The organism is Streptomyces sp. NPDC048603 (assembly GCF_043199475.1).
In the GTDB taxonomy this organism is placed as follows: Bacteria; Actinomycetota; Actinomycetes; order Streptomycetales; family Streptomycetaceae; genus Streptomyces.
In genome coordinates this window covers 1-12,505 of sequence record NZ_JBICVY010000014.1, presented here as the reverse complement: position 1 = coordinate 12,505, position 12,505 = coordinate 1, and the positions used below count along the sequence as shown (strand labels likewise).

Here is a 12,505-nt window from a genome sequence, read left to right as displayed (position 1 = left end):
CCGCCCCCGAGGAACGATGTCTTCCACAGAAACCGAAGGCCCAGCAGAACCCGAAGGTCCGGCAGTGCCCCTGACGACCCGGCAGCGGCAGCCCCGGCGGCCGCGTACGGTGCGGCTGCGCACCCTGCTGATCTGGCTGGCGGTCGTCCCCACCGTGGCGATGGGCGCCCAGACCGTGCTCAACGCCGAGCGGCTGCTGGACCAGTCGGCGCACCTGCGAGCCGACGTGGCGGCCAGCGAGCGGGTCGGTGCCCCCCTGTACACGCTGCTGGTCGACCTGCAGGCCGAACGGACCGCGACCGCGGCACGGTGGGCGGGCACCCCCGGCGCCGACACGGAACTGCGGCAGCGGCGGGCGGCCACCGACCGTGCCGCGGCCGAGTTCGGCCGGGCGGTGGACGGTACGGACGGGACCCTCGGGGACGTGGCCCGGCGCCTGCAGTCGATCGGGGGTCCCCGCCAGCGCGCGGACGCCCGCGTCGGCACGGCGGAGAGCGCGCTCGGCTACTACACCGGGGCCATCAGCGAGATCATCCGGGTGTACCAGCAGGAGTTCAGCCACGCCGAGGACGCCGAACTCACCCAGGCCAGCAGGCCCGTGGTGTCCATGCTCTCGGCCTCCGAAATGGTGGCCCGGGAGGACGCGGTGCTGGCCCTGGCCGGGCCCTCCAGGGTGCTGAGTGCGTCCGGCTTCGACGAGTTCACCAGCGCCGTCGGCGCCCAGCGCTACCTGTACGAGACCTGGATCGTGCCGTATCTCCCCGAAGGGGACCGGGCGTTCTACGAACGGGTCGCCGCCTCGCCGGACTGGCAGACGAAGACGCGCATCGAGAACGCGATCATCTACGAGAACAAGGACACCGAAACCGGCATCAAACTGCCCGCGGAGGTGGCCGGCTGGCGGGCCGCCCACGGCAACGTCTCGGTGCAGATGGCCACGCTCAACATCGACCGGGCACGGGACGTCCTGGTCCGCGGCGAGGCCAAGGCGGCCCGGCTGCAGACCGAGGTCGCCTGGCTGATCGGCCTCAGCGGCGCCGGACTGCTGCTGGTGGTGACGGTCGTCGTGTTCTCCACCCGCTCGGTGCTGCGCCGCCTGGACGGCCTGCACCGCCGTACGGTGGCCGTAGCCGAGCGCATCCTCCCGGACGTCGTGGCCCGGCTCGACAGCGGCCGGCCCGTGGACGAGTCGGTGCTGCCGAAGGTCCACGGGCACCAGGACGAGGTCGGGCGGATCAACGACGCGTTCGCCCGGGTCGTCGCCGTGTCCGTGGACGGGCACCGGCAGCTCGCCGCCGAGCGGCACGGCTTCGGCGCGTTCGCCTCGGGCATCGCCTCGCGCACCGGGAACCTGGTCAGCCGCCAGCTCGCCCTCACCGAGGACCTCCAGGACGCCTTCGGCCACGACGAGGCCCTGCTCGGCCGGCTGATGCGGTCCGACCAGCTGACGGTCGGCATGCGGCGCCAGATCGAGAACCTGCTCATCCTCGCGGGCGGCGAGATCCCGGACCCGCACACCGAACCCATGCGGATCGCCGACCTGCTGCGCGAAGCCGCCGCGGAGGTCGAGGACTTCCGGCGGATCGAGCGGCAGGCGCTGGACGAGGCGAGCGTGGAGCCGCAGTTCATCAGCCAGATCAGCCACCTGCTGGCGGAGCTGCTGGACAACGCCACCCGCTTCTCCCCGCCGCGCTCGCGCGTGGTGATCCGCGCCGAACGGGTCGCGGACGGCCTGTCGGTGGAGATCGAGGACCGCGGTCCGCGGGTGAGCGGCGCCAGCTACGAGGAGATGAACCGGCGCCTGCACTCCGCCCCGCCGTACGCGGTCCTCGCCGAGAACGCGCACCGGCTCGGCCTCTTCGTGGTCGGCCACCTCGCCGAACAGCTCGACGCCACGGTCACGCTGCGGCGCTCGGTGTTCGGCGGGACCTCGGCCGTGGTGGTGCTGCCGGGCGCACTGCTGGCGGCGGAGACGATCCCCGCGGCAGGCACCCGCGCGCCCGTGACTCGCGCGGCTGTGACGCGTACGTCGGCGCCGGAGCTCGTATCGGAGCCCGCATCGGAGCCCGCATCGGGGTCCGTATCGGAGTCCGCGGCGGAGCCCGCGCCGGAGGCCGGCGCCGTGCCCTCGGCCGCGAGGCCCGTGCCCGTGCCCGCGGCAGTACCCCTGGTGGCGGCCGCGACCGGCCCGCGGGCGGTCGAGCCGGCGCCGGTACCCACCGCCGCCGGGCTGCCGAGCCGCCGCCGGTCCGAACCCCCGGCCGCCCGGGACGGCGGCGACCCGCGACCCGCGCCCGCCGCGCGGGGACCGCGGCCGGCCCTCCCCGAGCGCGGTGCACGGCCCGCCCTCCCCGAACGCGTCCCGCAGACCCACATGACGGAACAACTGCGCGGACCGAGGGCACCGGAGACGGTCACCGACCCGGAGCCGGCCACGCCCGAAGAGGTGGCCGACGCCTGGGCGGACTACGAACACGGGACCCAGACAGTGGAAGAAGAGCTCCGACAGGATCAGGGATGACGACGACACCCAACGACATGATCTACAGCGTCCTGGACAACAACCTGAGCAGGATCGCCGGCATCCAGGGCGCCGTGCTCCTGTCCAACGACGGGATCGGGCTCAGTGCCTACCTCCTCGAGCGGGACCAGGCGGAGCGCATCGCCGCGGCCTGTTCCGGCGTCGCCTCCACCATGAAGGCGATATCCAGGGAGATCGACGGCGGCCGCGTGATCCGCCAGCTGGTCGAGATGGACGAGCGGTACCTCTGCATCGTCGGATGCGGGGAGGGCAGCACGCTCATCGTCGTGACCTCCCGCAAGGCGCGCCTGGGCGAGCTCGGCGGGGAGGCCGTCCGGACCGCCCAGGCGCTGGGCGAGTGGCTGGGCACCCCGGAGCGGGCGCAGCCTCCCGCGCCCACCGCGTAATGCCGGACGGGGACGAGGACGGGACGGGCGGCGTCGCCGGCGCCGCCCCGGGGGACGCCGTCGAGCCGGAGGAAGGGACCGAGCCGGGGGACGCCGTCGAACCGGGAGAGGAGGTGGACCCGGCGGAGGAGGACGACCCGGAGGACACCGTCGAGTTCCGGCAGCCCGACGAACCGCGGCCCCGGGCCCGGCGGCGCACCCGGCTCTACGCCCTCACCGACGGCCGTACCGCCGCGCCGGTCACCGTCCTCACCATGGACACCACGATCACGGCGGCGGTCACCGAGGACGCGTGGAGCGGGCTGCCCACGGAGTGGCGGGCCATCCTCGCGATGTGCCCGGCACCGGACGGCCGGGCGGTCGCCGAGATCGCGGCGCGGATGCACATCCGCCTCACCCCGATGATGCTGCTCCTCGGGGAACTCGCGGAGCGCGGCCTGATCCACCACCGGCCGCCCCTGGACGGGGCCGAGACCACCAATGTCCACCTGCTCATGAGAATCAGGGACAACCTTGCCCGGATATGACACCACCGCCTCCACCCAGGCGGCCCCCGTCAAGATCCTCGTCGCCGGGGGGTTCGGAGTCGGCAAGACCACCCTCGTCGAGACGATCTCCGAGATCGCGCCGCTGCGTACGGAGGAGCGGCTGACGGCCGCTGGAGTGGGCGTCGACGACCTCGACGGCATCGAGTCCAAGGCGGTCACCACCGTCGCGATGGACTTCGGCCGGATCACGCTCACCGAGGCCGGGGTGGTGCTCTACCTGTTCGGCACGCCCGGCCAGGAGCGCTTCTGGTTCATGTGGGACGACCTGCTGAACGGGGCGCTCGGCGCGATCGTCCTGGTCGACACCCGGCGCCTGGACCGCAGCTTCGCGGCCGTCGACTTCTTCGAGAGCCGCGGTCTGCCGTTCGTGGTCGGCGCCAACTGCTTCCACGGCGAACAGCCCTACACCGCGGAGGAGATCGCCGCCGCCCTCCACCTGCGGAACCCGGACACCCCCGTCCTGATGCTGGACGCCCGCGACCGCGGCGACGTCCGCGGCATCCTGCTCGCCCTGCTGGACATGCTCATCGCCGCCGCCGACGCAGGGGTGGGCGCAGCGGCCGGAGCCGCCGCTAGATGAGGCTGTGGCGGACCGCGCGGGCCACCGCGTGGGCGCGGTTGCGGGCCTGGAGGCGGCCCATCAGCTCGTAGATGACGTTCTTGACCGTGTGCTCCGAGCAGGACAGGGCGCGGGCGATCGCCGCGTTGGGATGGCCTTCCGCCATCAGCTGGAGGACCGCGGTCTGGCGGGCCGTCAGCAGGGGTGCCTCCGGGAGGGCCGAGGCCCGGGGAACCGCCGGGGCCGGTCCCGAGCCGAGGAGGCGGACCAGCGCCGCGTACGGCATCCGGCCGTCGCCCTGGTGCGCGCAGTGCACGGCGGCGACCAGCTGTGCCGGGGTGAGGTCGTCGGTGCGCAGGATCGCCAGGACACCGGCCTCGATGGCCCGGCGTAGCCCGGCCGGGGTGACCGTGTCGCAGATGGCGAGCAGCCGGTGGCCGCGGCCGGCGGGGCAGGCTGCGAGGGCTTCCTCGACGGTCGCGGCCACCGCGACCACCACGGTGTCCGGCTCCGGTTCGGCGGTCGGGGACAGGCCCGTCCCCGGTGCGGCGAGGATCCGGGCGAGCGGCTCGGGCGCGGTGCCGCCGGGACCGCCGGCGACCACGTGGACCCGTACGCGGTCGACGGCCGGTACGGCGGGCTCCGTGGCGGGGGCGCCGGCCGGGGCGTTCACAGGAGTCCCGTCCGGAGCGCGTAGGCCACGGCGTGGGCGCGGTTGCGCAGCCGGAACCGCTGGGTGATGTCGTGCACCACCGTGGTCACGGTGCGCGGCGAGTAGCACAGCCTCTGGGCGATCTCGCTGGTCTCGTGTCCGTCGGCGACCATCCGCAGCACGGACCGCTCGCGGTCGGTGAGTCCCGCGTCCGCCCACGGGGTGCCGGCCGGATCCTCGTCCCGGCCGCCCGCGCCGGAGTGTCTGAGCAGCAGGTCCAGCAGGTCCGGGGGAAGGGTGCAGTCCCCGCGGGCCGCGGCCAGCACCGCCCGGGACAGCCGGGCGGGGTCCGCCTCGCGGCGGCGCAGCAGCCCGCGGGCGCCGGCGGCTATGGCGTGCAGCGCGCCGCCGGGGACGAGTTCGCCGGCGACCAGGACCACGTCGGGGCGGTGCGCGGCCTCGCGGATGGAGCGCAGGACGTCGAGCTCGGGGTGACCGACCTGGTCCACCGTCATGACCACGACCCGCGGGGCACCGCCGGGGGGTGTCAGAGACACCTCGGGGCAGCTGAACAGAGTGGATTTGGTGCCTGCCTCCAGCACCGGGTCGAGGGCGACGACGTCGACAGGGACGGGGTTTCCCACCAGGTCCTCCGAGTGGTCATGGGTGAGGGGTGACGGACAGCAGAGTGGCCGCGGGGGTCCGGCCGCTGCATCGGGCCGTGGCCCCCACATTTGTGAAAGGTGCGTGAGCAAGCCCCGCAGATAGCGTGCGCGGTGGTCGTCCGAGCTCGTGGCGCGTACGGGGCGGGGGCCGTGCGGCGGGGCGGCACCGCGGGCCGGAGCGGTTCCGGGCGGGGCGGGCGGGGCCGTGGAGGGGCCGGGGACGGGCCTGCGCCCCCGGGTGCGTACGTATGTGGGGGCGGGTGGGGGAGGGGGCGCAGAATATGGGGGTGTTCCCCCCATGTGGGGGGCGGCGGGCTCTGCGAGCTTTTCCACGTGACTGATACCGCCACTGACCGAGAGACCCAGGTCGGCGCCCTCCCCCGCTGGTGGTGGGCCCGGGGCCTGACCCTGCGGGAGAGGCTCGACGCCCCGGACGCGCCCGCCGCGCAGGGCAGCGCCGCGGCCTCCGCCGGGGGGCGGCCGGCACCGTGGGACTGCGGGGACCCGGCAGGGTTCGCCGCCAGGCTCACGAGCCTGGGGATCGACGAGCGGATGGCGTACGCCCTCGCGGAGGAGCCGCCGGCCCGGCTCGGCGCCCGCGCGGCGGAGCCGCACTGGGCGGCGTACATCGAGCGGGCGGTCGGGGCGGTCGGGGTGGTCGAGGCGGTCGCCGGGCGGCCCGAAGGGCTTCACCGGTCCGGGCAGTCCGAGGAGTCCGAGGAGTTTGAGGAGTACGGGCAGGCCGGGCAGGCCGGGCAGGCCGGCGCCCCGCGGTCGGCGGCGGGCCGGGACCACATGGACGATGCCGACGGGGCCGCGCTGTTCCTCCCCGCGCTGCGCCCGCTCATCGGCCCCGCCTGGGCCGAGGTGGCCGCGGCGCCCGGCGCCGCCGGCGCGGCCGACGCCGAACTGGCCGCCGTGCGGGCCGGCTTCGAGCAGCGGCTCGGAGAGCAGCTGACCCGGCAGGCGGCCCGCACCCTGGTCCGTGAGCTCAACCTGGCCCGTGCGGCCGGGCGGTTGCCGGGGCGGACCCCGCAGGACCGGTTCGCGGCCTTCCTCGGGGAGCTGCGCACCGCACCGGGTCTGGCCGGCCTGTTCACCCGCTACCCGGTGCTCGCCCGGATGCTCGGCCAGGCGTGCGCGTACGCCGCGGAGGCCACCGCGGAACTGGTCGACCGGTACACCGCCGACCGCCCCGAGATCGTCAAGGAACTGCTCCGCGGCACCGACCCCGGACCGCTGGTCCGCGTGGACCTAGGCCGCGGCGACGCCCACCAGGGCAACCGCTCCGTGGCCGTCCTGCACTTCGCCGACGGCGCCGCCGTCGTGTACAAGCCCCGCCCGCTCGCTCAGCACGCGCTGCTCGACGGCGCGGTGGGCTGGCTCAACGCGAAGGTGCCCGGACTGGGCCTGCGGACCCCGCGCTCGGTGCACGGAAGCGGCTACGGCTGGCTGGAGTTCATCGAGCACCACGGCTGCGCCACGGTCACCGAACTCGACCGCTTCTACCGGCGCCAGGGCGCGCTGCTCGCACTGCTCTACGCGGTCGACGGCGTGGACATGCACTACGAGAACGTCATCGCCTGCCGGGACCAGCCGGTCCTGGTGGACGCCGAGACCCTGCTCCACTCCGGACTGCCGCCCGCCATGACCGCCGGGCCCGACCCCGCCGCCGAGGCCCTGGCCGCCTCCGTACACCGCACCTGCCTGCTGCCCAGCCTGCTGATCGGGGAGAACGGCGCCCTGGACATCTCCTCCCTGGGCGGAGGGGACGGCGGTGCCTACCCCAGCGACGAGGTCTGCTGGGAGGGCGCGGGCACCGACGAGATGCGCGTCCGCCGGGCGCCGGTCACCTGCAAGGCCGGCAGGAACCGGCCGGAAGGCCCCGGCCGGGCCGACGGCCACACCGACCACCGGGCGGCGCTGCTCGAAGGCTTCCGCGCCGGGTACGAGGCGATCGCCGTGCACAGGGACGAGCTCCTCGGCACCCCCCGTCCTGAGCGCACCGCCGGTGACGGTGGCCTGCTCGACCACTGGGCGGAGGCGGGTGCCGGCCGGCTGATCGCACGCTCCACCCGGCTGTACGCGACGCTGCTGGACGAGTCCGCGCACCCGGACGTGCTCGGCGACGCCCTGGCCCGGGAGTCGGTCTTCGCCCTGCTGTGGTCGGAGTCCGCACACGACCCGGCCCGGCAGCGGCTGATCGAGGACGAGATCGCGGACCTGTGGTGCGGGGACGTGCCGCTGTTCTTCCACCTGCCGGCCGGGACCGCGGTCCTGACCGCCCGCGGCCGCCGCCTCGACGGGGTGCTCCCCGTCGCCGGACTCCGCGCCGCCCAGGACAAGATCGCCGCGATGAGCGAGGTCGACCGGTACGACCAGGAGTGGGTGATCTCCGCGACGCTGGCCGTCACCGGGGTCAACCGCGGTTCGGCCTGGCCCCGTTCGGTGCTCGCCGAACGGTACGCGCCCGCCGTGGTCCCCGAGCCGTCCCGGCTGCTCACCGCCGCCTGCGGGATCGCCGACGAGATCGCCGCCCGCGCCGTACGCGGCTCCGGCCGCGCCAACTGGCTGGGTCTGGAGCAGGTGGCCGGCGAACACTGGGCCGTACTGCCGATGGGCGGCGGACTCGCCCAGGGCTACTCCGGGGTCGCACTGTTCCTGGCACAGATCGGCGTCCTGGCGGGCGCGGAACGCTACACAGAACTGGCCCGGGAGGCGGCCCGGCCGCTGCCCGCGCTGCTCTCCGTCCTCGCCTCCGACCCGGAGCTGAGCGCGGCCGTCGGACCGGGCGCCCTGCACGGCACCGGCGGCATCGTCTACGCCGTGGCCCGGCTGTCCGCCCTGCTGGACGGAGAAGGCGGGAGCGGGGGCCGTATCGGCGAGTGCCTGCCGGACGCGCTGACCGCGCTCGGCCGGGCGGCGCTCGGCGGGGCCGGGGGCGCGGGCGCCTGGGGCGGCGGGCTCGGGGAGGGCGGCGCCGACGTCGCGATCCCGTGCGACCTGGCCGACGGACTGGCCGGCGCGCTCGCCGCCGCAGTGGCGGTGTCCGGCACCCCCGGCGGGGCCGGGGCCACCGCCACCGCCCTCGCGGCCCGCATCGCCGACCGGCTGCTCGACCGGCTCGGCGGACACACCCCGGCCCCCGGCTTCGCCCACGGCGACGCCGGCATCGGCTGGGCGCTGCTCCGGTACGCCCGGACCCTCCCCGGGCCGAGCGCCCGACCGTACGCCGACACCGGCGCGGCCCTGCTGCGGTCCGCGCTGGAGACCGCCCTGATCCGGCCCGGCGAGGGCGGCTCCGGCTGGTACGCCGGCCTCGCCGGCACCGTACTGGCCGCGGCGGACGTCCTGCCCTCCGCCGGAGCCGAACTCGACCGGTGCACCCACCTGCTGGGCGAAGCGCCGTACGCCTCGGACCTCGCCCTGCACAGCGGAGTCCTCGGCGCCCTGGAACCCCTCGCGGTGCTCGCCGCACGGGGCCGCACCGGAGCCCGCGACGCCCTCACCCGGCGCACCGCGCACGTCCTCGGCCGGCTCCTCGAACACGGCCACCGGTGCGGCACCCCCGATCGGGTGCCGTCCCCCGGACTGCTCACCGGACTGTCCGGCATCGGATACGGGCTGCTGCGGCTCGGCTTCCCGGAGTCGGTCCCCTCGGTGCAGCTGCTCGACCACACCACGCACTGAACGGCCCGCTCGCCTCACCGCGCTTCCCGCTCACCGCGCTTCCCGCTCGCCGCACTTCGCGCTTGCCTCACCGCACTTCCCGTTCCCCCAGGCTCCACTCAACGGAAGGCCCACACGCCATGCAGCAGAACACCGTCTCCGCCGAGTCCGCCGCCGTCTCCACCCCCGCCGTTTCCGCCCCTTCCTCCCCTTCCGTTTCCACCTCCTCCTCCGTCGACGACGGCATGGCCGCCGGCCGGATCACGCTCTCCGGCCGGAACAGGATGTGCGCCCGCGCCCGCGCCCTCTCCGGAATGGTCCTCACCAGCGGGATCGTCATCAGCCTCGGTCAGCTCGACACCTCGGTCTCCTTCATCAAAGCCAGTGCGTGACGCATTTCCGACCTCAGGGAAAAGGCCAACTTCGGCGGGACATCGAACAGTTCGTATGAACTAGCATCTCGCCATGCGTTCCCGTGCGCGTCACCTCGTGGGTCGCGACCCCCAAGTCGCCGAGATCAGACAGGTTCTGGACGATGCGCGCGAAGGGCGTGGGGGTGTGGTCTTCCTCGTCGGGGAAGCGGGCATCGGCAAGTCCCGGCTCGCCGCCGAGGCCGTGGGAATCGCTTTCGACTCGGGCATGGGAGTCCTGCGCGGCCGGAGCAGCACCACCGGGCCGACCGTGCCCTTCCGGCCGCTGACCGAGGCCCTGATGTCGCTGTTCCGGAGCGGCCGGCCGATGGACGACCTGCCGCTCGGCCCCTACCGGCCGGCCCTCGGCCGGCTCATACCGGACTGGAGCAGCGAGGCCCAGGACAGCAGCTCGATGATCATCCTGGGGGAGGCGGTGCTGCGGCTGCTGATCGCCACCGCGCCGCCCGAGGGGCAGCTCCTGCTCCTGGAAGACCTGCACGACGCCGACCCCGAGACCCTCGCGGTCGTCGAGTACCTGGTGGACAACCTGGAGTACACCCCCGTCGTCCTGCTGGCCACCATCCGCTCCGAACCCTGCGACGCGCTCGACATGGCCGACTCCTCCCGGCGGCGCGGCACCGGCGCCGTCCTCGAACTGGCCCCCCTCACCCGCCCCGAGGTGGGCGCCGTGATCGCCGCGCAGCTGGGGACCGGTCCCGACGGGGTGCCGGCCGCCGCGCTGGACCGGCTCTGGGACGACAGCGCCGGCAGCCCCTTCCTCGTCGAGGAGCTGCTGCAGAGCATGATCAGCGGCGGGGCGCTGGTGCAGGGCGACGTGGGCTGGCGGGTCGTCGGCGACCTGCGCAGTGACGTCTCGACCGCACTGGCCCGCGGCATCCTGCGGCGCATCGACCGGCTCGGCCCGCAGGGGCTGACCCTGCTCTCCGCGGCCGCCGTGATCGGCCGGCGCTTCCCGCTGACCGTGCTCCAGCGGATGACCGGTGTCGACGACCGCGCCCTGCTCAGCCACCTGCACGCCGGCGTCGCCGCCCAGCTGGTCGTCCCCGACGAGCCCGCGCCCGACTGGTACGCGTTCCGCCACTCGCTCACCGCCGAGGCCCTGCTCACCCAGCTCACCCCCGCCCGGCGGGCCGCCATGGCCGGGCTCGCCGCCGACGCCGTCCAGGCCCAGTATCCCGACCTCCCCGGCGACTGGTGCCCGCTCGCCGCCGAACTCCGCTCCCAGAGCGGCGACCTGGACGAAGCCGGCCGGCTGTTCGCCGATGCCGGCCTGCGGGCGCTCTCCGCCGGAGCCATAGGCTCCGCGATCACCCTGCTCGGCCGGGCCGAACGCATGCTGGCGGGCACCACCGACCCCGCACGGCGGGCCGAGGTACTCGAAGCGCTCCTCCCCGCACTGGCCGAGGCCGGCCACTTCAACGAGGCGTTCGGCTTCGCCGAGAACCTGCACGCGCTCGGCAGCCTGAACGCCGTACGCCTCGCCGCCCTGCACACCCGGCTCGCCAAGGTGGCGCACACCGCCGGCCGGTGGGAGGACGGCAACCGGCAGATCGCCCAGGCCAGAGCCCTCATGCGGGCCGAACCCGACGAGCGCAGCAGCGCCCCCATCGACGTCACCGCCGCCTACCTGGCGCTGGACACACCCGGCCAGGACCGCACCCAGCTCGCCGAGAAACTCGCCCGCAACGCCCTCCAGAGCGCCGAACGCCACGGCCTGCCGACGGTCGTGTGCCAGGCATGGGAGCTCCTCGCCACCCTCGCCCGCGAACGCGACTTCGACGAGGCCACCGCCCTGCTCGAATCGGCGCTCTCCACGGCCGAGAAGCACCGGCTGCCCGTTCAGCGGATGTACGCGCTCACCCGGATCGGCGGCAACAACTGGCTCACCGAAGGCGACACCGGACCGCTGCTCGCCGCCCGCGGCGAGGCACTCAGGCTCGGCTCCGCCACCATCGTCTACACCATCGACGGCATCCTGATCCTGGACAGCGTCCTGCGCGGCCGGTTCGCCGAGGCCGAACGCAACGCCGGGGAATGCCTGGCCGTGGTGCAGCGCCTGAGGCTGGCCCCCGCCACCCGGTACGTCCTGATGGCCCAGGCGTCCCTCGCCGCACACCGGGGCGACCGCCCGGCCATGGACCGCGCGCTGTCCGCCTTCGCGGACTGGGACGGCGCCGGCTCACAGGAGGAACCGCTGACGCTCGGGCTCGCCCGGGCGTTCTGTGCACTCATGGAGGAGAACCGTGCCGGGGCGGCGGACCAGCTGCGCGCCGTGCGCCGGCTGGAGGACGCGAACCCGAGCACGTACTACCTGAGCGGCCGTTACGGGGTGGGGCTGCTACTCGGCGTCCTGTCGGGGGAGGTGGGGCGCGGCCCGTACGAGGAGGTGGCCGCGACCGCGCCCGGCCGCATGCGGTGGAACCGCCAGTTCGTACTGTTCGCGGGCGCCGTCCTGCTGGGCCGGGAGGGCCGGAGGGAGGAGGCGGAGGCGGCGGTCGCGGAGGCCCTGCGCCTGGCGGAGCCCTACCCGACCGCCCTGTACCTGGGCCTCCGCCTGATCGCGGAACCCGCGCACGAGGACGGCTGGGGCGACCCGGTGACCTGGCTCCGCCGCGCCGAACACCACTTCCACCAGGGCGGCGTGGCCACCGTGGCCAACGCCTGCCGGGCCGCGCTGCGCCGCCTCGGCGCCCCCGTCCACCAGCGCCGCAGCGGCTCGAACGCCATCCCGGACGAACTCCGGGCCCTGGGCATCACGGTGAGGGAGTACGAGGTGTTCCAGCTCCTCCCGGAACGCCTCGGCAACAAGGACATAGCGGACCGCCTCTACATCTCCCCGCGGACGGTGGAGAAGCATGTGGCGGCCTTGGGTGCGAAGACCGGCCACCCGTCGCGGGCGGCGCTGTGCGAGTACGCGGCGTCGGTGTTGGGGTGAGGTGGGGGGTGGGGGTTGGCGGGGCTTCGCTGGGGCGGTGTCACGGGGGTGCCCGGGGGCTGCCCGTCAGTCCCAGTGTCTTTCCGTGCCGGCCGTCGGCGTCAAGGGCGCGACG

9 protein-coding genes are annotated in these 12,505 nt (G+C 74.7%); 7 read left to right on the top strand and 2 right to left on the bottom strand.

The genetic code is table 11. The annotated features are described in order from the left end of the window. Positions 1-64 precede the first annotated feature (64 nt). The 4 genes from ACGFQ9_RS30400 to ACGFQ9_RS30385 are packed head-to-tail and all read left to right on the top strand — an operon-like array spanning position 65 to position 4,056. Positions 65-2,521, top strand: a complete 2,457-nt coding sequence (locus ACGFQ9_RS30400) for a nitrate- and nitrite sensing domain-containing protein (protein WP_393578217.1) — start codon at positions 65-67, stop codon at positions 2,519-2,521. After that, positions 2,518-2,928 (top strand): roadblock/LC7 domain-containing protein, encoded by a 411-nt coding sequence (locus ACGFQ9_RS30395; RefSeq protein WP_393578215.1) that lies wholly within the window; start codon positions 2,518-2,520, stop codon positions 2,926-2,928. The genes ACGFQ9_RS30400 and ACGFQ9_RS30395 overlap by 4 nt, the downstream gene beginning before the upstream one ends. Beyond that, positions 2,928-3,455 carry a DUF742 domain-containing protein gene (locus tag ACGFQ9_RS30390; protein WP_393578213.1) on the top strand — a complete coding sequence of 176 codons (528 nt, stop codon included), beginning with the start codon at positions 2,928-2,930 and terminating at the stop codon, positions 3,453-3,455. The genes ACGFQ9_RS30395 and ACGFQ9_RS30390 overlap by 1 nt, the downstream gene beginning before the upstream one ends. Then, complete coding sequence (locus ACGFQ9_RS30385; RefSeq protein ID WP_393578211.1) at positions 3,442-4,056, top strand: ATP/GTP-binding protein; 615 nt, start codon at positions 3,442-3,444, stop codon at positions 4,054-4,056. The genes ACGFQ9_RS30390 and ACGFQ9_RS30385 overlap by 14 nt, the downstream gene beginning before the upstream one ends. On the opposite strand, the gene ACGFQ9_RS30380 is transcribed toward ACGFQ9_RS30385, so the two are convergent. Both ACGFQ9_RS30380 and ACGFQ9_RS30375 read right to left on the bottom strand, forming a co-directional pair. After that, complete coding sequence (locus tag ACGFQ9_RS30380; protein ID WP_393578210.1) at positions 4,049-4,708, bottom strand: response regulator transcription factor; 660 nt, start codon at positions 4,706-4,708, stop codon at positions 4,049-4,051. The genes ACGFQ9_RS30385 and ACGFQ9_RS30380 overlap by 8 nt on opposite strands. Continuing rightward, positions 4,705-5,331 carry a LuxR C-terminal-related transcriptional regulator gene (locus tag ACGFQ9_RS30375; protein WP_393578208.1) on the bottom strand — a complete coding sequence of 209 codons (627 nt, stop codon included), beginning with the start codon at positions 5,329-5,331 and terminating at the stop codon, positions 4,705-4,707. Before ACGFQ9_RS30375 ends, ACGFQ9_RS30380 begins: the two co-directional genes overlap by 4 nt. A 354-nt stretch (positions 5,332-5,685) precedes the next feature. Here ACGFQ9_RS30375 and ACGFQ9_RS30370 point away from each other — a divergent pair, with 354 nt between their 5' ends. From ACGFQ9_RS30370 to ACGFQ9_RS30360, 3 genes are all read left to right on the top strand, one after another. Beyond that, positions 5,686-9,042: a type 2 lanthipeptide synthetase LanM family protein gene (locus ACGFQ9_RS30370; protein WP_393578206.1), complete on the top strand. Its 3,357-nt coding sequence runs from the start codon at positions 5,686-5,688 to the stop codon at positions 9,040-9,042. Between the two features lie 119 nt (positions 9,043-9,161). Beyond that, a complete protein-coding gene (locus tag ACGFQ9_RS30365; RefSeq protein ID WP_393578204.1) occupies positions 9,162-9,413 on the top strand; it encodes a hypothetical protein in 252 nt (83 codons plus the stop codon). 73 nt (positions 9,414-9,486) lie between these two features. Further along, positions 9,487-12,390 carry an AAA family ATPase gene (locus ACGFQ9_RS30360; RefSeq protein ID WP_393578202.1) on the top strand — a complete coding sequence of 968 codons (2,904 nt, stop codon included), beginning with the start codon at positions 9,487-9,489 and terminating at the stop codon, positions 12,388-12,390. Positions 12,391-12,505: the final 115 nt, after the last annotated feature.

Coding starts and splice junctions, on each gene's coding strand:
- ACGFQ9_RS30395 (WP_393578215.1), top strand. CDS start 2,518: ATGACGACGACACCCAACGACATGATCTACAGCGTCCTGGACAACAAC.
- ACGFQ9_RS30390 (WP_393578213.1), top strand. CDS start 2,928: ATGCCGGACGGGGACGAGGACGGGACGGGCGGCGTCGCCGGCGCCGCC.
- ACGFQ9_RS30365 (WP_393578204.1), top strand. CDS start 9,162: ATGCAGCAGAACACCGTCTCCGCCGAGTCCGCCGCCGTCTCCACCCCC.
- ACGFQ9_RS30360 (WP_393578202.1), top strand. CDS start 9,487: ATGCGTTCCCGTGCGCGTCACCTCGTGGGTCGCGACCCCCAAGTCGCC.